This window comes from Salinicola sp. LHM (assembly GCF_034479735.1).
Taxonomy (GTDB): Bacteria; Pseudomonadota; Gammaproteobacteria; order Pseudomonadales; family Halomonadaceae; genus Salinicola; species Salinicola salarius.
The window spans coordinates 3,334,483-3,355,541 of record NZ_CP140261.1; the positions used below are offsets into that span (position 1 = coordinate 3,334,483).

Consider the following 21,059-nt stretch of genomic DNA (forward strand, 5'->3'; position numbering starts at 1 on the left):
GCAAAGCGCATTAGTATAACGTGGAGGGCCGATAGTCTGTCGAGTGCGACGCCACTGTCGGCGGGATTCGACAACTCGGCCTCTTCGCTGCCAGTCGCCGAAGAAACCGGATGCGTTTCGCCGGGAAAAGCGATATCAGACGTACCGGAGACGGTTCGCCGGCCTGACGGGAAACCGGAAGACGAGGCATCCGAAGATGGCGTGGGGAGGAGAGCAGATGCGGGAAGAGAAGCGGTGGAACGTTCGAGATATCGTGCCGCTTTGAACCAGTGGCACGAGGCTGTGAGCGACCCCGCGAAAGAGATCCAGAAGGCCGAACTTCAGGAACCGAAGATCACGCTCCGTCGTTCCAGGCATGCCTCATGGCGTGGCGAACCTGATCGAATTCGAAGCCGCGCCCGGCCAGAAAGCGCTCGCGCTTGGCGCGTTCCCGTGGCGTTGCGCCAGGGCCGTCGAAACGCTTGGCCAGTGCTTCGCAAGCCAGGCTCCGCCAATCGGGGGACTCCGCCTCAAGAGCCAACATCATCAGCGATTCGGCGATGCCGCGCTGGCCCATGTCGACGCGAATCCTGACCGGCCCCTGCCCCCGCGCGATACGCGAGCGCACGAAGATTTCGGCAAAGCGTGCATCGGACTGCAGACCTTCATCGGCCAGATCACCCAGCACGCGATGGATATCGTCGCCGTCGACGCCTTTGGCGCTCAGCCGGCTCACCAGCTCGGCGCGAGAGTACTCGCGCCGGGCCAGATACTGGATAGCCATGTCCCGGGGGGAGACCTCGCGGGACCTGGCGCCGCCTGAGGGCTCGCCGCCGCCGTTACCGAACATCCGTAGCTCCCGGAAAGCCTTACAGCAACGAATCGTTGGCGTCGTCGCTTTCGGCAGCGGCAGCCTCGGGCGCCTTTTCCTGCGTCGTCGGCGTGGCGAGCAGCTGGGCCCGGATCTGGTCTTCGATCTCGGTCATCGTCTCGGGATGCTCCTCGAGATACTGCGCGGCATTGGCCTTGCCCTGACCGATCTTGCTGCCCTTGTAGCTGTACCAGGCACCGGCCTTGTCCACCAGATTGCACTGGACGCCGAGATCGATGACCTCGCCAGCGTGGTAGATGCCTTTGCCGTACAGGATCTGGAACTCGGACTGCCGGAACGGGGGCGCCACCTTGTTCTTGACCACCTTGACCCGGGTCTCGTTGCCGGTGACCTCGTCGCCCTGCTTGACCGAGCCGATGCGACGAATATCGAGGCGCACGCTGGAGTAGAACTTCAGCGCGTTACCACCGGTGGTGGTCTCCGGGCTGCCGAACATGACACCGATCTTCATGCGGATCTGGTTGATGAACACCACCATGCAGTTGGCGTTCTTGATGTTGCCGGTGATCTTGCGCAGCGCCTGTGACATCAGACGCGCCTGCAGACCAACGTGGGAGTCGCCCATTTCCCCTTCGATCTCGGCACGCGGCGTCAGGGCCGCCACGGAGTCGATGATGATGACGTCGACACCACCCGAGCGCACCAGCATGTCGCAGATTTCCAGCGCCTGCTCGCCCGTATCGGGCTGCGATACCAGCAGGTCGTCGAGATTGACGCCCAGCTTCTCGGCATAGCTGGGATCGAGCGCGTGCTCGGCATCGATGAAGGCGCAGGTCTTGCCGTCTTTCTGCGCCTGGGCGATGACCGACAGCGTCAGCGTCGTCTTGCCCGAAGATTCCGGGCCGAAGATCTCGACGACACGGCCGTAAGGCAGGCCACCGACACCCAGTGCGATATCCAGCCCCAGAGAGCCCGTCGAGACTACCGGGATCGCGGTACGCGGGGTGTCACCCAGGCGCATCACGGTGCCTTTGCCGAATTGGCGATCGATCTGTGACAGAGCCGCATTGAGTGCCTTGCTGCGGTTTTCGTCCTGTGCCATGAACGTCTCCTATGAATGCGCAGGGTGAGACGGGGCAACGCCGGTCACGGCGCTCGGCTCACATACTGTATGATTAGACAGTAGTATGGCGAAAAAACCGTCGCGCGCCTATCCCCGTTCGAAGTTTTTCGATCAAGTTCTGATAACGGTCGCGACGTCAGTGTCGTCGCCGATGCGGATCATGCGTCAGGGCCACTTTGCGACAGCGATTCTATCAATCCTGCCAATGCCACCGACACGGCCAGCTCACGCACGCCCTGGCGATCGCCGGGCAAGCGAAGGCAGCGTACGTGCTGGTCTCTTTCATCGCCCCAGGCGAACCACACCGTACCCACCGGCTTCTCGGCGCTGCCCCCCTCCGGGCCGGCAATGCCGCTGACCGCAACGCCAAGCTCCGCGCCGCTGTCACGGCAGGCGCCAGCGACCATTTCGCGCACGGTCGCCTCGCTGACGGCGCCGTGCGTCTCCAGCGTCACGTTCGAGACTCCCAGCAGGCGCTGCTTGGCGGCATTGGAATAGGTCACGTAACCGGTTTCGAAATAAGCGGAACTACCGGCGATCGCGGTGATGGCGCTGGCGACGCCGCCGCCGGTGCAGGATTCCGCCGTCGTCACCCGAACGCCTCGTGCCAGACAGGCTTCGCCCAGACGCCGGGACAGCTCGTCGCACCCCAGTTGGACCTCGGAAGGCACCGTGGATTCCAGTGACATGACCTCTCCTTCTTCTAATCCCGACACGCTTCTTCTAATCCCGACACGCTTCTGTCAATGACAATGGTTGTCCTATCGGCGGCACGATTCCCGAAACGCTCTCCGGATGATCGTATCTGAATGAAAGCGCCCAAAGACCACAGGAAGCCAACTGCCATTCAGTATGCGGAGAATCGGCATTCGTGCAATGCAGAGGATGAACCCACATTCGAATTGGCCACGTGTGCAATGCCTCCCTATACGGGACGCATGAAGACCCATTTTAGACAATGCTCAAGGATAGCCATCCAGCGCCGATAAAGCGTCATGGAGACGACGTCTCTCTTCTAGGCGCCCTCTTCTAGACGCCCCTCTTTTATGGACATCGCATGAAATCTGGCATTTCCATTGCTCTGATCATCATCGTGCTGCTGGCGCTGGCCGCTGGCGGCGTGCTCGCCAGCGACCTGCGCTGGCCGCTGCCGGCCGATGCGCTGGCACCGTTGGGCCTGTATCTACTGACGCTGGTACTGGCCGGCTGGCTCTGCGTGCAACTGGTGATTCTGGTGAGAGGGCTGACGCACCAGCAGCAGGCGCTGATCGAAAGCCAGGATGCGGTGCGCCGCCAGCTGGAAGCAGCCGAACTGTCCCAGTTGATGAGCCAGTTCGTACAGCATGCCGAAGCGTTGCTGGACAAGGAGGGTCTCGATCCCAACAAGCGCAGCGTCATGCGCTGTCTGGCGGTCGATGCCCTGCGCGGCAACAGCGGCCGGGGTGACGTGAATTACACTCGCCTGGCGCAACTCTTCGAATGGCTGGACGCCGAGGCACAGCGCCACGAGAACGACGCACATCGCCTGCAGCTGATGCTGCCGACACTCATGCAGTACGCCGAAATCGCCTGGCAGCTGTGTCAGGTCGGCGAGAGTCAGGCGGAGCGGCTGTCGCGCTTTCTGCAACATCAGCCGGCGCCGCCCTCCCGCCACGACGTCTGATCGGAAGCCACGACGAGCGTCGTGGCGATCGGTCGGTTACAGGTACCCCAGTCAGTGCGGTACCAATATCAACGCAGAATGAGCGTTGCCGTCCGCGCATGGCGCAGCATGGCCGTCGTGGTGCTGCCGACCAGCAGGTGGCGAATCCGCGAGTGGCCGTAGGCTCCCATGATCATCAGGTCGATCTGATGCTGGTCGGCGTAGTCGGCGAGCATCTCGTCGACGTCGCCGGCCAGAATCGTGCCCTGGGCGTCGACTTCCCCCTCGCGAAGCCGATTCAGCGCCCACTCGAGCTGGGCTCGCTGATCGTCGGTACCGGCCCCGACCATGATCACGTGACAGATCAGACCGTTGAGCAGCGGGCTCTCGGCGATCATCTCGACGCCCTTGCGGGTCGTCCGGCCACCGTCGAAAGCCAGCAGCAGTCTCGAAGGCGGCTGGAATTCCGGAGGCGTCACCAGAATCGGGGTATGCAGCGTGCGCACGACCCGCTCCAGATTGCCGCCGAGATGCTCTAGCGTTTCATCCTCCGACTCGCCGCGCTTGCCCAGCACGACCAGGCGTGCCTGAGGCTCACGCTCGACCAGGGATTCGATCAGATTGCCGTGACGCAGCGCAGTGGAGACCGTGGTATTCGGGGCCAGGCGCTCGGCCTGGCCGCGGGCGGCTCCCAGCAATTCGCGACCGTGCTGCTGAGCCAGCCTGGCACGCTGCTCGTCGAGCTCGGTCAGCTGTTCGCGCAGGTGCTCGCGGCTTCCGAGTCCGATCTGCCCGCTGGCATCGGTAGCGCCGAGACATGGCGCCTTGCTCAGCACGTGCATCAGCTCGAGCGGGGCGCCGATCCGTTCGGCGGCCCAGGAAGCCGCGGCGCACACCGCGAAAGCGTGACGCGAATCGTCGATGCAGGCAAGAACCTGGCGTTCACTCATGGGATTCTCCTCTCAGCCGTTCTTGGTTGATGATCGAAAGCGGGCCAGCTCGGCCCGATAATCGGGGTCAGTGACCCATGAGCTTCTCTACGGCATCCGGCTTGTCATGCACCCCGAAACGATCGACCAGAGTGGCACTGGCCTGATTCATGCCCACCACTTCGACCTCGGCGCCTTCGCGGCGGAACTTGATCACCACGTTGTCCAACGCCTCGACCGCCGTGATATCCCAGAAGTGGGCGCGGGAAACGTCGATCGTGACGCGCTCGACCGCCTCCTTGAAATCGAAGCCGGCATTGAAGCGGGTCGATGATGCGAAGAACACCTGTCCCACGACCTCATAGTTGCGCGTCTTGCCGTCATCGTCCATGCGACTCCCGATGTAGAGAATCTGCCCCACCTTGTTGGCGAAAAACAGCGACGCCAGCAGCACGCCGACCAGCACACCGATCGCCAGGTTGTGAGTGGTGACGACGACGGCGACGGTGGCGATCATGACGATGTTCGTCGACATCGGGTGGCGGCGCAGGTTGACGATCGACTCCCAACTGAACGTCCCGATCGAAACCATGATCATCACCGCGACCAGGGCGGCCATCGGAATCTGCGAGACCCAGTCGCCCAGGAAGACGACGAGAATCAGCAGAAAGATACCGGCCACCAGCGTGGAGAGACGCGTGCGTCCACCGGATTTCACGTTGATCACCGACTGGCCGATCATCGCGCAGCCCGCCATGCCGCCGAGCAGGCCGGAGAAGATGTTGGCGATGCCCTGTCCCTTGCACTCGCGGTTCTTGTCGCTCGAGGTATCGGTCAGCTCATCGACGATCGTTGCAGTCATCATCGACTCGAGCAGGCCGACGACGGCAATGCCCAGCGAATACGGCAGGATGATCATCAGCGTATCGAGATTGAGCGGCACGTCGGGCCACAGAAACACCGGCAGGGAATCCGGCAGCTCGCCCATGTCGCCCACGGTACGGATATCCATGCCGCTGACCATGTAGACGATCGTCAGCACCACGATGCATACCAGCGGCGATGGCAACATCTTGCCGACCACCGGCAGGTACGGAAACAGGTAGATGATGCCGAGCCCGGCCGCCGTCATCGCGTAGACATGCCAGGTCACGCCGGTCAGTTCCGGCAGCTGCGCCATGAAGATCAGGATGGCCAGGGCGTTGACGAAACCGGTGACCACCGAGCGCGACACAAAGCGCATCAGCTCGCCCAGCCTGAGATAGCCGAACACGATCTGGATTACCCCCGTCAGCAGCGTTGCAGCCAGCAGGTACTCCAGACCGTGATCGCGCACCAGGGTCACCATCAACAGCGCCGTGGCGCCGGTGGCGGCAGAGATCATCCCCGGCCGACCGCCGGCAAAAGCGATCACCACCGCCATGGAAAACGATGCATAGAGACCAATCTTGGGATCGACGCCGGCGATAATCGAGAAGGCGATCGCCTCGGGGATCAGCGCCATCGCGACGACGGTGCCGGCCAGCACATCGGCGCGAATATTGGAAAACCAGTGCTGTTTTATCGTTTCTAACATGGGCAGTTCCCTGTCATGAGCCGCGATAGGCCGTTGCCGATCGCGCCGATCCGCCCGTCAGCCAAAGCGGAATGGCCACCGGTATCGCCCGGTCGTCGACGGGATCGATACAGCGTGCAGTCGAACGACGGCCACGCAGTCGCGGCAAGAGTTGGATTTGAATGGGTCGAACAAGAACATGCCGTCGTGCCGATACAGGGGTATCGGAGACAGCGAAGCGCGCGCAAGAGGCACGCCGGGGTGGGGCGTTACGCTAGGGTGGCGTCATACTGGCGATGACATTGTCGAATCGGTCTGGCATGACAATCGACCTTGTCGAATATGTCGTGGAATGATCGTGGCTGATAGCGCGCCGCAGTCTACCATCAACGTCGAAAGGTTCCCAGACGGAATTCCCGGGAACGGCTATCGGCAGATCAGGAAAGTATCGGCGTATCAGCGATCATGCACTTCGAGAAAGCGCTGCATGGCTTCGACGGTGGCATCGCTGCAGTGGTGCTCGATCCCTTCGGAATCGGCTTCGGCCACATGGGGCGGTACACCGAGCGCCAGCAGTGTCGACAGCACCAGCTGGTGGCGCGCCTCGACCTTCTCGGCCAGTTCGCTGCCCTTCTCGGTCAGAAAGACGCCACGATACGGGCGCGCCTCGGCCAGACCGTCACGCTTGAGCCGGGCGATCACCTTGGAGACCGCAGCGGCACTGACGCCGAACCGTTCGGCCAGATCGCTGGCCCGGGCCTCGCCGTGGTCGCGGTGCAACTGCGCGATCTCCTCCACGTAATCTTCCACCAGCTCCTGCTGGTGATCGAGACGCGTGCGCTCGAAGCGGGCATAACGTGGGCGTGGCGTTGCTGACATGGTGTTCTCGTCGACGGGCAGAAATGATGGGCGGCGGGGGTCGTTCAGGAGTCCGCCCGCGCGCGTCCTTAGAGAGCCTACAGCAACTCGAAGGCCAACACATAACCATTCAGCAAGATGATGACTGCCGCAATGACGCATCCCAGCCCGGTCACCCAGGGGCGACTGGTCAGATTGCCCATCAGACGGTGCTGGGCGGTAAAGTGGATCAGCGGGATCAGCGCGAAGGGGATCCCGAAGCTCAGCACCACCTGGCTGGCGACGAGAACCTGCTGCTCGGGGAATCCCAGCATGATCACCACGATCGCCGGCAGCATGGTCATCAGGCGCCGCAGCCACAGCGGGATGGTGAAGCCAACGAAGCCCTGCATCACCACCTGCCCCGCCAGGGTGCCGACGATCGACGAGGACAGCCCGGCCATCAGCAGCGTGAAGCCGAACAGGGTGCTCGCCAGCTCCTGGTTCATCAGCGGCGCCAGCAACTGGTAGCTCTGCTCGATCGTAGCGACGCCGGTACGCCCATTGCCGAAGAAGACCGAAGCGGCCAGTGCCAGCATCGAAAGGTTGATGACACCGGCGATTCCCATGCCGATCACCACGTCCCACCGGTAGTAGCGCATGGCACGGCGACGCTGCTCGTCGGTATGGGTCGCGACGCGTCGCTGCGACAGCGACGAGTGGAGATAGATGACGTGCGGCATCACCGTCGCGCCCAGAATGCCGGCGGCGAGAAATACCGCATAGCCATCCGGAAACCCGGGCAGCAGCAAGCCCTCGAGCGCCGGCGCGGCCTCGGGGCGCCCCATGACGATCTGGATGACGAACCCGGCAGCCACCGCCAGCAGCATGCTGCCGATGATGATCTCGAGCAGGCGAAAGCCGAAACGCTGCATGTAGAGCGCCGCGTAGGTGATCGCCCCGGTCAGCAGCGCCCCTTCGAGCATCGACATGCCGAACAGCAGGTTGAACGCCAGCGCGGCGCCCAGAAATTCGGCCAGATCCGTCGCGATCGCCACCAGTTCGGCCTGGACCCAGTAGAACCAGACCAGCGGCCGCGGATAGCGCTCCCGAATCATCTCCGCCAGATTCTTGCCGGTTGCCAGCCCCAGCCGCACCGACAGCGTCTGGATCACCATCGCCATCAGGTTGGCCCACAGCACGACCCACAGCAGCACGTAGCCATAGCGCGAGCCGGCTTCGATGTTGGTGGCGAAGTTGCCCGGATCGATATAGGCCACCGCCGCGATCATTGCCGGCCCGAAGAACGGCAGAAAGCGCGACAGCGTCGAACGACGCCGGGCAGTTGCTGGCGCCGTCAGATGTTCGTCACGGGCTTGGGTCAAGGAGTTGGACACGATTGCCTCTGGAGATGGTCAACGCCAAGGTGATGATCCCCTGGTTATCAAGTTAAACCTTGGTTGACAAAATATACCCCAGTTACCAACGACGCAACGGTGTCCCGTCATGAGTTATTTCAATCAGGACGATTGATTCCCATGGTTATCTCACCCAAGCCCGATGACCCTGCGTCGCGACAACGGGCAGGCCCAGGCGGCTTCCAGCCGCAATCTGGAGTCGCAAGAAAACTAGCGCCACCGCAGAATCGGCCAGCCCCGCGCCTCGGCGGTTTTGCGCAGGCGCTCGTCCGGCTGCGTGGCATGCGGATGATCGACGAATTCGAGCAACGGCAGGTCGTTGAAGGAATCGCTGTAGCCCCAGGTCTCCCAGCCTTCGGCGAAGCCGGTGTCGTGAGCGTCGAGCCACTGGGCAAACGCCTCGAGCTTGCCGCGCTGGTAGGTCTGGATGCCGGTCGGCTCGCCGGTGAAGCGATCGTCGGCATCGAACTCGGGCAGCGAGGCTAGCGCACCGTCTGCGCCGACGGCGTGCGCGATGGGCTCGACCAGATGGTGCATCGAGGCGGAAATCACCAGCGTGGCGTGTCCATCCCGGCTGTGTGTCTGGAGCCGTTCCACCCCTTCCCGCATCAGGCGCGGACGCACCCTGGCACCGACGAACGCCTCGACCTGTTCCCGCACGACCTGACGGGAACGGCCGACCAGCGGCGCTAGCGTGAAACGCAGATGATCGGTCATGTTCAGCGTACCGGCGTGGTACTGTCTGTCGTGCTCGCGCATCCGTGCCAGCAGCGCCTCGCCATCCTCGACCCAGCCGCAATCGATGATCCACTCGAGCCACAGATGCGTGCAGTCGCCGTCGAGCAGCGTGTCGTCGAGATCGAAGATGGCGAGCGCGGATGGCCGGTGTGGCGAAGGAGGTTGTGACGTGGCCAAGCGAGACTCCCTGTTCTATCGGCGGAATGAATCTCAAGCATACACGCTCCCGCCGCCACGGTGACCCGGAGTCAGATCTCTTCCGGCGGCCTGGAGTCGGACTTTCGGGGATCGAATCCCGCCATGGTCTTGAACGCCTCCATGATGTCCATCGGCAGCGGGAAGACGATGGTCGAAGCGTTCTTGTTGCTCATGTCGCTCATGGTCTGGAGGTAGCGCAGCTGCAGCGCCGCCGGGTTGCGCGACATGATATCGGCCGCCTCGACCAGCTTCTCGGCCGCCTGCTGTTCGCCTTCGGCATGGATCACCTTGGCCCGGCGTTCGCGTTCGGCCTCGGCCTGGCGGGCGATGGCGCGAATCATGCTTTCGTCGAGATCGACATGCTTGATCTCGACGTTGGCCACCTTGATGCCCCAGGCCTCCGTCTGGGCGTCGATGATCTCCTGGATGTCATCGTTGAGCTTGTCGCGCTCGGAGAGCATCTCGTCGAGATCGTGCTTGCCCAGTACCGAGCGCAGCGTGGTCTGGGCCAGCTGGCTGGTGGCGTTGACGTAATTCTCGACCTGGATGATCGCCTTCTGCGGATCGACGACGCGGAAATAGAGCACCGCGTTGACGCGAACGGTGACGTTATCCTGGGAAATGACGTCCTGCTCCGGCACGTCCATGGTAATGACGCGCAGATCCACGACCTCCATTTTCTGAACCACCGGAATCAGGAAGAACAGACCGGGGCCTTTGACGTCCTGAAAGCGGCCCAGGAAGAACACCACGCCGCGACGGTATTCCGGCAGAATCCGGATCGAAGCCAGCAACAGCAGGATCAGCAGTACCACAGGTACCAGATAGGCGAACATCATCTCGTCTCCTCCATGGGGAAAGCCGGCCGTCGTCTCTTCGGTTCGACCACGCGGTCGACCATGTGGTCAACTACGTGACCGGCTTCAGAATCGGGCTTACGTCGACGGACGCTCGACGCTCGTGGGTTCCACGCTGACGGTCAAGCCGTCCAGCGCCATGACGCGCAGCCTGTCGCCTTTCCGGATAGGCCCCTTGCCACGCGCCTGCCAGCGCTCTCCGTGCAGCAGCACCTTACCGCGTTCGGCGGAAAAATCCCCCAGCGCCACGGCCTCGGCACCGATCAACTCCTCGCGCCCGGTCAAGGGCATGCGTCGCCTAACCTTCATCAGACGCATTACCCCCCACAGCAAAAAACCGGCCGCCACCAGTGCCGTGCCACCGATCAGCGGCCACGCCACGGCACTGTTGGCCTCGTCCATCAACAGGATGGAACCGATCACGAACGCAGCGATACCGCCGGCACCGAGCGCGCCGAAGCTGGGCAGGAAGGCCTCGCCGATGATCATGGCCAATCCCAGCAGCACTAGTCCCAGGCCGGCCAGGTCGATCGACAGCACCTGGAAGGCAAACAGCCCCAGCATCAGGCTGATGCCGCCAATGACGCCCGGCACCAGCGTGCCGGGGCTGGCGAGTTCGAACACCAGCCCGTAGAAGCCGATCAACAGCAGGCCGTAGGCCACGGTGGGGTTGGCGATCAATGAAAGCAGCGACGTGCGCCAGTCCGGCGCTTCGCGAACGAGTTCGATCTCCGCGGTCGAGAGCGTTCGCATCCCGTCTTCCAGCTCGACCTGCCTGCCATCCAGCTGCGCCATCAGATCATCGAGATCCACGGCCACCACGTCGATGACGTTGCGCTCGAGGGCCTCCTTCGCGCCGAGATTGGCCGCCTCGCGTACCGCCTGCTCGGCCCAGTCGGCGTTGCGGCCGTGACGCTCGGCGTAGCCACGAATCGTGGCCACGGCATCCTCGATCATCTTCTGGCGCATCGCCTGGCTGTTGGCGTCCTCGAGCGTCTCTCCGCCCAGAGTCACCGGCGTGGCCGAACCGAGATGGGTGCCCGGCGTCATCGCCGCGATGGGGCTGGCATAGAGCAGATAGGTGCCGGCGCTGGCTGCCCGTGCCCCGCTCGGAGTGACGTAGGTCGCGACCGGCACCCTGGCGGCGAGGATCGTCTGCGCCAACCGGCGCATCGACTCGACCTGGCCGCCGGGCGTGTCGAGTTCGATGACCAGAAGTTCGGCGTCCATCGACTCGGCGCGGCGAATGCCGCGTTCGACGTAATCCCGCGTCGCCGGGTTGATGCTGTCGTCGAGGGTAAGCACCAGCGCCCGATTCGCGGCCGGCGACTGGGCCAGCGCCGTCATTGCCAGGATGCCGCCCAACAAAAGGCAGACGAGCCAACAGGCGCAGCGCTGTCGGTGCGTCAAAAGTCTGCGAGAGTGGCTCGTGGAATCGGTCATGTTCGCAGCGTAGCCAGTTTCCCGGGTTCGTGCCGCTGGATCATGGTGCCGATCGGCTCGCCGACGCCCGAGCGTATCCAGAGCAAGTGCCGGCATTGGCGGCTCGGCTCCCGCGCCTTGTGTTTTCCCTTGGTTTTTTTGTCATCATGAGCGCAGCAGTCGTACGGACCCCCAAAGCCCACCGCTTTGTTCCGCCGCTTCGGAGTAACGAATCATGCGCCTGGACTACGCAGGCCCCTTCCCCGAGCCCGTGGGCTTTCTCCTGGTCCCGCGCTTTTCGATGATGGCGTTCTTCTCGGCGGTGGAGCCGCTGCGAATCGCCAATCGGCTGGCCGGCCGCGAGCTCTACCGGTGGCTGCTGATCAGCGAAGACGGCCAGCCGGTCACCGCCAGCAACGACATGACCCTGCTCGTCGATTGCGGCCTGGCCGACGCCCCTTCCCTGCCGACCCTGGCGGTGTGTGCCGGTTTCGAGCCGGAGCGCGACCTGTCGCGTCGCCTGTCGCAATGGCTGCATCGCCAGGCCAGCGAAGGCTGCCTGCTGGGCGGCATCGATACCGGCCCGCTGATCCTTGCCGAGGTCGGCTTGCTCGACGGCCATCGCCTGACGCTGCACTGGGAAAGCCTGCCCGCCTTTCGCGAGCGTTTCCCGGGACTCGACGCAGTGGAATCGCTGTTCGAGATCGACAACCGCCGCTTCACCTGCGCCGGCGGTGCCGCCGCCATGGACATGACGTTGAGCATGATCGCCAGTCGCCATGGCCAGGACCTGGCCGACGCTATCTCCGAACAGCTGATCCACGCCCGCCTGCGCCCGCGCCAGGACCATCAACGCCTGCCATTGGCGAAACGCCTGGGCACGCATCGCCGCCCGCTGGTCGATGCCGTCGCGCTGATGGAGCAGCACCTCGAGCAGCCGCTGTCGATGACGGCGCTCAGCGAGCGCATCGGCCTGTCGCTGCGTCAGCTCCAGCGCCTGTTCCTCGAGGAACTCGGCAAGCGTCCGCGGGATTACTATCTCGAACTGCGCCTGGACCGCGCCCGTCATCTTCTCGAGGAGACCGACCGCGACATCCTGAGCATCGGCCTGGCCTGCGGCTTCAGTTCGGCCTCGAGCTTCTCCCGCGCCTACCGCCAGCGCTACGCCCAGGCGCCGAGCGATACGCGCCGCCCTGACGCGACGCCCACGACGCCCACATCCTGACCGTCACCTGGGAAGACGGCCACCGGAGCCCTGGAGACCGACCAGCGACTTTTCGCAGTGCAACAACGCAACGCAAAAATGCAACGCAACAACGCAACGACCCCGCTGTTTTCAGCGGGGTCGTTGGTGTTTCAGACAGCCGGTGAACCGATCAGCGTCGGATCCCGATTCTGCGGCCGGCGGCCTTCGGCCATTCGCTTCCGATTTTCGGCAGTGCCTCGACGCGCGCGGCTACCGGCTCGGGGAGCGGCGCCGGGCGACCGCTCGCCACGTCGATCCCCATCAGCATCTGCTCGCTGGTCGCCAGCGTATCGCCGTCGGCATTGGTCAGCGTGAACAGCACGTGCAGACGCTTGGCGTCGCTATCCAGCAGCGTCAGCGCCACCGCCAGCGCTTCGCCACGATGCGCTTCCTGGCGATAGCAGAGATGCGTCTCGAGGGTATAGATCGTGTAGCCGTGCTCGGCACGGCCGGCCTCGTCGAGCCCGACGCGATCCATCAGCGCCTCCACCGCCAGCGAGAAGACCCGGGCGTATTCGGCGTCGTTCATGTGGCCGTTGTAGTCGACCCAAGCGTCCTGCACCCGGGTCTTGAACAGCGGATCGTCCGGGATCGTGGTCATCGGATGTGCCTCGCTCATCAAATCCGTCTCGTTCATTAAATCCGGCCCTGGAGCCCTTCGGCTTCCGGCCAGTATTTCTGAGTCAGCTCGAGCAGCTCGGTGAGAAACGCATCGCGGCGTGTCTCGAGTTCGGCGACGCTGCGTCCGGCCGCCTGATGCTCGCAGCCATCGGCCACCTTGTCGATCAGCTCGTCGGTCAGTTCCGGCGCTTCCAGCTTGGTCCACGGCAGTTTCAGCGCCGGCCCGAACTGGTGCAGCATGTGGCGCATGCCGCCATCGCCACCGGCCAGATGGAAGGTGAGGAATGTCCCCATCAGCGACCAGCGCAGGCCACAGCCGTAGACCACAGCCGCATCGATCTCCTCGGTGGTGGCGACGCCGTCGTTGACCAGGTGCAGCGCCTCGCGCCACAGCGCTTCCATCAGCCGGTCGGCGACATGACCTTCGATCTCGCGACGCACCACCAGCGGACGCATGCCCAGCGCGGCGTACTGCGCCTGAGCGCGCTCGATCACCACCGGCGCGGTGTGCTCGCCACCGACCAGCTCCACCAGCGGCAGCAGATAGACCGGGTTGAACGGATGCGCCACGATCACGCGGCCCGGTGCCTTCTGGCAGGCGGACTGCAGGTCGCTGGGCTTGATGCCGGAGGTCGAGGAGCCGATCACCACGTCCGGCTCGGCCAGTGCGTCGAGCTGGCTCAGCACGTCGTGCTTGAGCGCCAGTCGCTCGGGCACGTTTTCCTGGATCAGCTCGGCGCCCTTCACCGCGGCTTCCAGCGAGTCGACGAAGGTCAGCGCCTGCGGGTCGGCGTCATCGGCAAGCCCGAGTCGCTCGAGTGACGGCCAGGCACGCTCGACGAAGGCACGAGTGCGCTCGGCAGCAGCGGGGTCGGGGTCGAAAGCGGTCACACGGCAGCCGGCGGCCAGGGCGCGGGCGATCCAGCCGTTGCCGATCACCCCGGTGCCGATGACGGCGACGGTCTTGGGAAGCGTGGTAGCGTTCATCACATCTCTCGAAATCGGGTAGGGAAAAAGGTAGCGGCCGCCGGACGATGCGGCGGCCGGTTCCGTGGGCGCGAACCCAGGGGAGAATCAGCAAGCAATCAGGGCTGGCGCAACTTCAGGCTTTCACGGGTCTGATGCGGCGTCTGCACCTTGCCGCCGAGATTCTCGACGATGGTCGCGGCCCGCTCGACCAGCTGCGCGTTGGTCGCAAACACGCCCTTGCTCAGATAGAGGTTGTCTTCCAGGCCGACCCGCATGTGTCCACCCATGATCATCGACTGCGCCGCCATGGGAAACTGCTGGCGGCCGATCCCGAACGCCGACCAGATCGCGTTCTCCGGCAGCTTGTTGCGCATCGCCAGCATGGTTTCGGTGTCCGCTTCCGCGCCCCAGGGAATGCCCAGGCAGAGTTGGAACAGCGGATCGCCGTCGATCAGCCCTTCGTCGACCAGCTGACGCGCAAACCAGACGTGGCCCAGATCGAAACATTCGAGTTCCGGCTTGACCCCGGCCTGCTGGATCAGACGCGCATGCTCGCGCAGCCAGTCGGCGCTGTTGAGGTAGACCATGTCGCCGAAGTTCAAGCTGCCGCAATCCAGCGTGCACAGTTCCGGCAGCAGTTGGCCGACCGGCTCATGGCGCTCGGCCGGCGTCTGCAGGTCGGTGCCTTCGAGGCCGTAGATCACGCCGTCGCGGATCTCGGGGAACAGATCGCCGCCGCCACCGGCAGTGATGTTGATCACCGCATCGACATCGGACTCGCGAATGCGCTCGACGACTTCACGGAAATGATCGGTGGAGTGGCTAGCGCCGCCGGTTTTCGGATCGCGAACGTGCAGATGAACGATGCTGGCCCCGGCGCGGGCGGCGTCCAGCGCACTGTCGGCGATCTGCTTCGGAGTGATCGGAAGATCCGGATGCTTGCCGGCAGTATCGCCGGCACCGGTAACGGCGCAGGTGAGGATGACGTCGCGATTCATGGAAGAGCCTCTCGGTCCGGCCCCGAGCCGATCTCGGCACGGGGCAGTGTATGAGTGCACCGGCAGGTGCGTTGGGATGGCTCTCATTGTGGATATCGAATAGGCTCACCTGTTGTCATGAGGCGCCGCGACATTGACCGGAAGCGACAACCGGCAATTCGTATCCTGTAAAACTTTCGTTGCATAACGCTACCGCCACTGCATGGGCTGGACGCTCTGTTCGCCAAGCCGACGAACCGTTAGGCTGCCAAGATATCCTTGCCCGCAACATGGAACCGCCATGCCCTATTCCGCATTGACACAGCGCATCGCTGGCGAAGGCGCCAGCGCCTGGAACATCCATTTCCGCGCCAAGGCGCGTCAGGCCCGCGGCGAGGATGTCATCATCCTGTCGGTCGGCGACCCCGATTTCGACACGCCGCCTTCCATCGTCGAGGCCGCCGTCACCAGCCTGCGCAGTGGCGCCACCCACTACGCGGACGTGCAGGGGAAGCACGCCCTGCGCGAGCGCATCGCTGCCTTCCACCGCAGCCACGGTGGCCATGCCGAGACCGACGCGGAACACGTCGCCGTGCTCGCGGGGGCGCAGTGCGGCCTCTACGCCACGGCCCAGTGCCTGCTCGATCCGGGTGACGAAGTCATCATCCCCGAGCCGGCGTACGTCACCTACGAGGCCGTGGTGCAGGCCACCGCCGCCGTGCCGGTCTGGGTGCCGCTGTCCGCCGACGACGGTTTCCAGCCGCGGGTGGCGGCCATCGAGGCGTCGATCACGCCGCGCACGAAGGCGATCCTGCTCAACAGCCCGCACAATCCCACCGGCCAGTGCCTGACGCCGGCGATGTGGGAGTCGATCGCCACGCTCTGTCGCGAACACGATCTGTGGCTGATCGTCGATGCGGTCTATGCCGATCTGATCTTCGACGGCGAACACGCAAGCCCCGACAGCCTGCCGGGCATGCGCGAGCGCACCGTGGTCATCAGCAGCCTGTCCAAGTCCCATGCCATGACCGGCTGGCGGCTCGGCTGGGTCGTCGGCCCCCGCGAGCTGATGTCGCACCTGGTCAACCTCGCCCTGTGCATGCTCTACGGATGCCAGCCGTTCATCCAGGACGCCGCCATCGCCGCGCTGGACGAACCGCCGGCAGCGCTGGCCGCGATGCGTGATACCTACCGGGAACGCCGCGATGCCGTGGTCGAGACGCTGCGCGACAGTGAGATCGTCGCCACGCTGTCGCCCGCCGCGGGCATGTTCATGATGATCGATATCCGCGCCACCGGGCTCGGCACGCACGCCTTCGCCGACCGGCTGCTCGAAGAGCACGGCGTTTCGGTACTCGCGGGCGAGGCCTTCGGCGCCTCCGCCGCGGGCTTCGTGCGCCTGAGCCTGACCGTGGACGCCGAGCGCCTGCGCGAGGCCTGCCGGCGAATCGAGCGCTGCGCCCAGGAGTGCCAGGGAGAATCCCGACTGGCGGCCAGACCGCTCAACGGCATGACAAGCTGAGCCCGAATCCGCACAATATCGCGATCGCGGCATCGTCAAAGATCAACGGCAGGAAAAACGCTCATGGCACTCAAGGACTTGTTCAAAGTCTATGTCGACGGACAGGAAGGCACCACCGGCCTGCGGCTGTTCGACTATCTCCAGGCTCGCGACGACATCGAGCTGCTGCGCATCGACAGCGACAAGCGCAAGGATCCGGCCGAACGGGCACGGCTGCTGAACGCCGCCGATGTCGCCTTCTTGTGCCTGCCGGACGCGGCCTCCCGCGAGGCGGCGGCGATGGTCGAGAATCCGGAGACCTGCCTGATCGATGCCAGCACGGCGTTCCGCACCGATCCCGACTGGGTCTACGGGCTGCCCGAACTGAGCGACGGCCAGCGGGAGCGGATTCGCGCCAGCAAGCGCATCGCCAATGTCGGCTGCCACGCCAGCGCGTTCATCCTGCTGGTGCGCCCGCTGGTGGATGCCGGGCTGCTGCCGGCGGACTACCCGCTCTCCGCCTTCTCGCTTACCGGCTACAGCGGCGGCGGCAAGAAGATGATCGCGGACTACGAAGCCGCTATCGAGGAAAGATCCAGCAGCGAGGGCCGCCTCGACGCGCCGCGCCCCTACGCCATGGCGCTCGGCCACAAGCACCTGCCGGAAATGCAGCAGCACGGCCGTCTGGCCCGGCCGCCGGTCTTCTCGCCGATCGTCGGCCCCTTTCTGAAAGGCTTGATGGTCAACGTACCGCTGCAGCTTTCCCATCTGCCGGCCGGGGTGCGGGCGGAAGATCTGCTCGACGCCTATCGCGCCCATTACGCCGACGAGCCGTTCGTCCAGGTCAGGCCTTTCGAGGAGATCGACAACCTGGACAACGGCTTCTTCGACGTCCGGGGCGCCAACGAGACCAACCGCGTCGACCTGTTCGTGTTCGGCAACGAGGAGCGGGTCTGCCTGGTATCCCGGCTCGACAACCTCGGCAAGGGTGCTGCCGGCTCCGCGGTGCAGAACATGAACGTTCACCTGGGCGTGGACGAGACGACGGGTTTGAGCGTCTGAGGTCCGAGGTCTGAAACGAAAATCGCCGGGCCGAATTCGAACATCATCCGGCCCTCCGGTTCGGCGTCGCGTCTCGCCGAAGGTGATGGCACCGCTTTATCGGTGCCGATACTTCTCCAGATAGGCGTGGATCGAGGCGATATCCTCCTCGCCATATCCGGCGCTGACTGCATCGGACCAGAGATTGCGGATCTGCGTCAGCGATGGCAGTGCCTTGCCATCGCCCGCTTCCAACGCCAACCCGGCATCCTTCAGCCCCCACTGCATCGCCATCTGCGGGTCGAAGTCGCCGCTGGCGATCATGTCCAGCTTGAGCTTCATGTAGGGCGTGGCCAGCGGCCCGCCATCGAGCACCTGCCACAGATCGTCGGTGGTGAAGCCGAGCGTGTCGGCGAGATGCGCGGTCTCGGCGATTCCCTGCATCATCGAGACCAGCCAGGCGTTGACGACGATCTTCATCCGCGCCCCCTGGCCGGCCTGGCCCAGCCAGTGGGTCTGCTTGCCCAGCACGTCGAAGATCGGCTCGACCACGGCAGCGGCACGCTCGCGATCGCCGCTGGCCAGGATGGCGATCTTGCCCTGCTCCGCTGGTGCCTTGGTACCGGAAACCGGCGCGTCGATGAAGACGACGTCGTCACGCGCATCGCCGGTCTCGGCGATCAGGCGGTCGGTCTCGGCCACGCCGAGGGTGCCCATCTGGATCAACGTCGCGCTCGCCGGCATCGCGGCCAGCGCGCCGCCGCCCAGCAGCACGTCACGCGTCACGGCGAGATCCGGCAGCATCAGGATCACCGCCTGGGCTCGCGCGACGGCATCGGCCGGCGAATCGGCCAGCCGCGCGCCTACCTCGACCAGATCCTCTGCCTTGTCGGCAGAACGGTTCCAGACGGTGACATCGAAATCGGCTTTCAGCAGATTGGCCGCGAAGGCGTGCCCCATGGCCCCCAGGCCCAGCACGGCGACGGAACGAGAATCGGACATCGGGTTGACCCTTGGAAAAAGTGTAGGCTCCTAACTATAGACGAACGTCGCGCACTTCAAGGCAGATTCGCTCGAGGCCAGGGGCGACGTCATCGTGCCGAGCCCGGATGATCGGCCTCTCCGGATCGATTACCGTTCTCCAAGACGATTACCTTACTTTCCAAGACAATTACCGTGCCTTCCAGGACGACAGCAGTGTCCCGCCAACCGGATCGTCGTCGGGCAGCGGCACTGCAGCGACGCGCCGGCAGGCGGCCTCGATCTCGCCGGGCTTGCCGCGCTCCACTTCCCACGACTGCCCCGGCGGATAGGCGCCTACCATGGTGAAGTCCTCGCTGGCGTCGAGACAGGCGTGACCGACGCCCGCCGGCAGTACCAGCACGTCGCCGGCAGCGATATCGTGCTCGCTACCGTTGGGGCCACCGAGACGGATATGCGCGCGGCCGCGAAAGACGCCCAGCGCCTCGTGGGCGGTGGAGTGGAAATGGTCGAAATCGTAGAGACCGTAGCGCCACTGCGGCGGCCACCGGTGATGGTCGAACAGCGCTTCGAACCGCGCCGCCGGGTTCTCCTCGGAGGCATCGAGGACCTGGCGATAGAGCAGCACCGGCAGCGGCGAGTTGGGGAAGCCGCTCGCCGCATCCGGTTCCAGAATCAGCATCTCGGGTTGGGGCGTCGTCATGGTTTCCTCCTCGATTCCAGATCCAGGTTTTCGGCTCGACACCCTGGAAACCTAGGTGATAGCCGCGGAATCGCCAGCCTCCTTTGCCGACATCGGCATGCGCGGGATCGCGCAGAGGCTCAGCGCGGCAAACAGCAGCATCGGCCAGAGCGCCAGGTTCTCGTTGGCGAACGCCTCCGCCAGCCAGCCGCCGATCATCGGCATGACGAAAGCCAGACAGTAGCCGACGAAGGACATGCCGGCGGTCAGCGAAGCCACGGCGTCACCTCGTTCCAGGCACGGGGGCAGCGCCATGATCAGCGTGAGTTCGAGGGTGATGCCGAAGCCGGAAATCACCAGCGCGACCAGCGCCGGCCATCCCTCCAGCACAAGGAAGGCGGCCAGACCCAGAACGCCGAGCGTGGCGAACAGCCCCAGCGGCCAGCGGCGGGAAACCCAGCGTCGCCCCCGCCACAGCATGGAGAGCGAGGCCGCCAGCGGGCTCGCGTTGTAGAGCAGCAGCGCCAGCGCCAGCAGATCCGCCTCTCCGCGGGCATCGAGAATGCTGCTCATGTAGGCGTTGGTTGCCATGAAAAGCCCCACCGAGGCCGCCAGCGGCACGCCCATCAGCCAGACACGAGCGGTGCGCAACGAGATCGAGCGACGCGGTGCTTCTTCGGGGTTGGCGATTTCGTCAGGGCGCTGCGGACGCCGTCGCAGGCGCCACACCAGCAGCGCGACGATCACCAGTGCCGGCAGCGACCACAGCAGCATCGCCACCTGCCAGCTCCCCCCGGCCAGCGCCAGCACGACGGGGCGCGTGCCCCCCGCGCCGATCAGCTCGCCGACGGTCATGCCATTGAGATAGACCGAACTGCCTAGCGCCAGATGGGCCGGTGTCCAGTCCCGCAGCAGCGCCGGTATCGTCACCTGCATGACCGCCAGCCCGAGCCCCATGACCACCGAGGCGCCGAACAGCAAGGGCGCGGAAAGCGTGATCCCGCGTGCGCCGGAACCGATCGCCACGACTGCCAGCGCCAACGCCAGGGCGCGCAGCATGCCGATACGCCGGGCGAATCGCACCGCCAGCATCATGCTCAATGCCAGTACCACGTACGGCACCGTCGTCAGGGCGCCGACGGCGGCACTGCCCAGCGACAGCGATTCGGCAATCTCTCCGGCCAGCGGGGGCGCGATCAGAATCGGCAGCCGCATGTAGAGACCGACCAGCCACAGCAGCGTCAAGGCGCCCCAAGGCAGGTTCGAAGACAAAATCGATGAGCGAAAAGAAGATTGCACACGCGAGCGCTGGGCCATGACGCCACCTGATGAACGAGCGCCACGGCTAGCCTGGCGCGGGAAAATGCGCGCGATGAACCGGCGCGATGGACAAGCGCCAGAAAATAACAGAACCGCACTCTCCGTTCAGTCTTTCAGGCCGCTTCCCGTGGCATGGACCTGCGATGGCCAGGCTGGGCGTCTCTCATGAGCGACGTCCGGCACAAAGGTCG

Annotated in this window: 20 protein-coding genes; 4 read left to right on the forward strand and 16 right to left on the reverse strand. The window is 64.6% G+C overall.

What is annotated here, in order from left to right; all coding sequences use genetic code 11:
• Window positions 1-334: 334 nt before the first annotated feature.
• The 3 genes from R5R73_RS15175 to R5R73_RS15185 all read right to left on the reverse strand — a co-directional run bounded on the left by R5R73_RS15175 (window position 335) and on the right by R5R73_RS15185 (window position 2,623).
• A complete protein-coding gene (locus R5R73_RS15175; protein WP_071230652.1) occupies window positions 335-829 on the reverse strand; it encodes a regulatory protein RecX in 495 nt (164 codons plus the stop codon).
• A 19-nt stretch (window positions 830-848) separates the two neighbouring features.
• Window positions 849-1,913 carry a recombinase RecA gene (gene recA / locus R5R73_RS15180; protein WP_071230651.1) on the reverse strand — a complete coding sequence of 355 codons (1,065 nt, stop codon included), beginning with the start codon at window positions 1,911-1,913 and terminating at the stop codon, window positions 849-851.
• A 179-nt stretch (window positions 1,914-2,092) separates the two neighbouring features.
• Complete coding sequence (locus R5R73_RS15185; RefSeq protein WP_322527944.1) at window positions 2,093-2,623, reverse strand: CinA family protein; 531 nt, start codon at window positions 2,621-2,623, stop codon at window positions 2,093-2,095.
• A gap of 368 nt (window positions 2,624-2,991) precedes the next feature.
• On the opposite strand from R5R73_RS15185, the gene R5R73_RS15190 reads away from it, so the two are divergent.
• Window positions 2,992-3,597 (forward strand): hypothetical protein, encoded by a 606-nt coding sequence (locus R5R73_RS15190; RefSeq protein WP_110630345.1) that lies wholly within the window; start codon window positions 2,992-2,994, stop codon window positions 3,595-3,597.
• A gap of 68 nt (window positions 3,598-3,665) precedes the next feature.
• Here the strand turns inward: R5R73_RS15190 and R5R73_RS15195 are convergent, their stop codons facing one another.
• From R5R73_RS15195 to R5R73_RS15225, 7 genes are all read right to left on the reverse strand, one after another.
• A complete protein-coding gene (locus R5R73_RS15195; protein ID WP_322527945.1) occupies window positions 3,666-4,526 on the reverse strand; it encodes a universal stress protein in 861 nt (286 codons plus the stop codon).
• Window positions 4,527-4,593: 67 nt separating this feature from the next.
• Entirely contained in the window at window positions 4,594-6,081 is a 1,488-nt protein-coding gene (locus R5R73_RS15200) for a SulP family inorganic anion transporter (protein WP_322527946.1), read from the reverse strand.
• 435 nt (window positions 6,082-6,516) lie between these two features.
• Window positions 6,517-6,939, reverse strand: coding sequence for a manganese-binding transcriptional regulator MntR (gene mntR / locus R5R73_RS15205; protein WP_071230646.1), 423 nt, complete (start codon window positions 6,937-6,939; stop codon window positions 6,517-6,519).
• 77 nt (window positions 6,940-7,016) lie between these two features.
• Entirely contained in the window at window positions 7,017-8,294 is a 1,278-nt protein-coding gene (locus R5R73_RS15210) for an Nramp family divalent metal transporter (RefSeq protein ID WP_322527947.1), read from the reverse strand.
• A 231-nt stretch (window positions 8,295-8,525) separates the two neighbouring features.
• Complete coding sequence (locus R5R73_RS15215) at window positions 8,526-9,230, reverse strand: HAD family phosphatase (protein ID WP_322527948.1); 705 nt, start codon at window positions 9,228-9,230, stop codon at window positions 8,526-8,528.
• A 71-nt stretch (window positions 9,231-9,301) separates the two neighbouring features.
• Window positions 9,302-10,090 carry a slipin family protein gene (locus R5R73_RS15220; protein WP_322527949.1) on the reverse strand — a complete coding sequence of 263 codons (789 nt, stop codon included), beginning with the start codon at window positions 10,088-10,090 and terminating at the stop codon, window positions 9,302-9,304.
• Between the two features lie 96 nt (window positions 10,091-10,186).
• Complete coding sequence (locus R5R73_RS15225; protein WP_322527950.1) at window positions 10,187-11,551, reverse strand: nodulation protein NfeD; 1,365 nt, start codon at window positions 11,549-11,551, stop codon at window positions 10,187-10,189.
• A gap of 214 nt (window positions 11,552-11,765) precedes the next feature.
• Here R5R73_RS15225 and R5R73_RS15230 point away from each other — a divergent pair, with 214 nt between their 5' ends.
• Window positions 11,766-12,755 (forward strand): GlxA family transcriptional regulator, encoded by a 990-nt coding sequence (locus tag R5R73_RS15230; RefSeq protein WP_322527951.1) that lies wholly within the window; start codon window positions 11,766-11,768, stop codon window positions 12,753-12,755.
• Between the two features lie 151 nt (window positions 12,756-12,906).
• On the opposite strand, the gene R5R73_RS15235 is transcribed toward R5R73_RS15230, so the two are convergent.
• The 3 genes from R5R73_RS15235 to R5R73_RS15245 form a co-directional block, all read right to left on the reverse strand.
• Window positions 12,907-13,395 (reverse strand): thioesterase family protein, encoded by a 489-nt coding sequence (locus R5R73_RS15235; protein ID WP_322527952.1) that lies wholly within the window; start codon window positions 13,393-13,395, stop codon window positions 12,907-12,909.
• Between the two features lie 17 nt (window positions 13,396-13,412).
• On the reverse strand, window positions 13,413-14,384 hold the full coding sequence (locus R5R73_RS15240; RefSeq protein WP_322527953.1) for an L-carnitine dehydrogenase: 972 nt from the start codon (window positions 14,382-14,384) through the stop codon (window positions 13,413-13,415).
• Window positions 14,385-14,482: 98 nt separating this feature from the next.
• Window positions 14,483-15,364, reverse strand: coding sequence for a 3-keto-5-aminohexanoate cleavage protein (locus R5R73_RS15245; protein WP_322527954.1), 882 nt, complete (start codon window positions 15,362-15,364; stop codon window positions 14,483-14,485).
• Between the two features lie 280 nt (window positions 15,365-15,644).
• Here R5R73_RS15245 and R5R73_RS15250 point away from each other — a divergent pair, with 280 nt between their 5' ends.
• Window positions 15,645-16,865: a pyridoxal phosphate-dependent aminotransferase gene (locus R5R73_RS15250; RefSeq protein WP_322527955.1), complete on the forward strand. Its 1,221-nt coding sequence runs from the start codon at window positions 15,645-15,647 to the stop codon at window positions 16,863-16,865.
• A 63-nt stretch (window positions 16,866-16,928) separates the two neighbouring features.
• Window positions 16,929-17,906, forward strand: a complete 978-nt coding sequence (gene argC / locus R5R73_RS15255; RefSeq protein WP_322527956.1) for an N-acetyl-gamma-glutamyl-phosphate reductase — start codon at window positions 16,929-16,931, stop codon at window positions 17,904-17,906.
• 96 nt (window positions 17,907-18,002) lie between these two features.
• Here argC and R5R73_RS15260 read toward each other — a convergent pair whose 3' ends face one another.
• From R5R73_RS15260 to R5R73_RS15270, 3 genes are all read right to left on the reverse strand, one after another.
• Entirely contained in the window at window positions 18,003-18,887 is an 885-nt protein-coding gene (locus tag R5R73_RS15260) for an NAD(P)-dependent oxidoreductase (protein WP_322527957.1), read from the reverse strand.
• Between the two features lie 169 nt (window positions 18,888-19,056).
• On the reverse strand, window positions 19,057-19,569 hold the full coding sequence (locus R5R73_RS15265) for a cupin domain-containing protein (RefSeq protein WP_322527958.1): 513 nt from the start codon (window positions 19,567-19,569) through the stop codon (window positions 19,057-19,059).
• Between the two features lie 51 nt (window positions 19,570-19,620).
• The gene (locus R5R73_RS15270; protein ID WP_322527959.1) at window positions 19,621-20,865 is read right to left on the reverse strand and encodes a CynX/NimT family MFS transporter; all 1,245 of its coding nucleotides are present in this window, start codon (window positions 20,863-20,865) and stop codon (window positions 19,621-19,623) included.
• Window positions 20,866-21,059 lie beyond the last annotated feature (194 nt).

What these genes read in the sequence shown, in the direction of transcription:
- R5R73_RS15235 (WP_322527952.1), bottom strand. Translation starts at nt 13,395, where the DNA reads ATGAGCGAGGCACATCCGATGACCACGATCCCGGACGATCCGCTGTTC.
- R5R73_RS15260 (WP_322527957.1), bottom strand. Translation starts at nt 18,887, where the DNA reads ATGTCCGATTCTCGTTCCGTCGCCGTGCTGGGCCTGGGGGCCATGGGG.
- R5R73_RS15220 (WP_322527949.1), bottom strand. Translation starts at nt 10,090, where the DNA reads ATGATGTTCGCCTATCTGGTACCTGTGGTACTGCTGATCCTGCTGTTG.
- recA (WP_071230651.1), bottom strand. Translation starts at nt 1,913, where the DNA reads ATGGCACAGGACGAAAACCGCAGCAAGGCACTCAATGCGGCTCTGTCA.
- R5R73_RS15270 (WP_322527959.1), bottom strand. Translation starts at nt 20,865, where the DNA reads ATGGCCCAGCGCTCGCGTGTGCAATCTTCTTTTCGCTCATCGATTTTG.
- mntR (WP_071230646.1), bottom strand. Translation starts at nt 6,939, where the DNA reads ATGTCAGCAACGCCACGCCCACGTTATGCCCGCTTCGAGCGCACGCGT.
- R5R73_RS15175 (WP_071230652.1), bottom strand. Translation starts at nt 829, where the DNA reads ATGTTCGGTAACGGCGGCGGCGAGCCCTCAGGCGGCGCCAGGTCCCGC.
- R5R73_RS15225 (WP_322527950.1), bottom strand. Translation starts at nt 11,551, where the DNA reads ATGACCGATTCCACGAGCCACTCTCGCAGACTTTTGACGCACCGACAG.
- R5R73_RS15250 (WP_322527955.1), top strand. Translation starts at nt 15,645, where the DNA reads ATGCCCTATTCCGCATTGACACAGCGCATCGCTGGCGAAGGCGCCAGC.
- argC (WP_322527956.1), top strand. Translation starts at nt 16,929, where the DNA reads ATGGCACTCAAGGACTTGTTCAAAGTCTATGTCGACGGACAGGAAGGC.
- R5R73_RS15200 (WP_322527946.1), bottom strand. Translation starts at nt 6,081, where the DNA reads ATGTTAGAAACGATAAAACAGCACTGGTTTTCCAATATTCGCGCCGAT.
- R5R73_RS15265 (WP_322527958.1), bottom strand. Translation starts at nt 19,569, where the DNA reads ATGACGACGCCCCAACCCGAGATGCTGATTCTGGAACCGGATGCGGCG.
- R5R73_RS15185 (WP_322527944.1), bottom strand. Translation starts at nt 2,623, where the DNA reads ATGTCACTGGAATCCACGGTGCCTTCCGAGGTCCAACTGGGGTGCGAC.
- R5R73_RS15245 (WP_322527954.1), bottom strand. Translation starts at nt 15,364, where the DNA reads ATGAATCGCGACGTCATCCTCACCTGCGCCGTTACCGGTGCCGGCGAT.
- R5R73_RS15190 (WP_110630345.1), top strand. Translation starts at nt 2,992, where the DNA reads ATGAAATCTGGCATTTCCATTGCTCTGATCATCATCGTGCTGCTGGCG.
- R5R73_RS15240 (WP_322527953.1), bottom strand. Translation starts at nt 14,384, where the DNA reads ATGAACGCTACCACGCTTCCCAAGACCGTCGCCGTCATCGGCACCGGG.
- R5R73_RS15195 (WP_322527945.1), bottom strand. Translation starts at nt 4,526, where the DNA reads ATGAGTGAACGCCAGGTTCTTGCCTGCATCGACGATTCGCGTCACGCT.
- R5R73_RS15230 (WP_322527951.1), top strand. Translation starts at nt 11,766, where the DNA reads ATGCGCCTGGACTACGCAGGCCCCTTCCCCGAGCCCGTGGGCTTTCTC.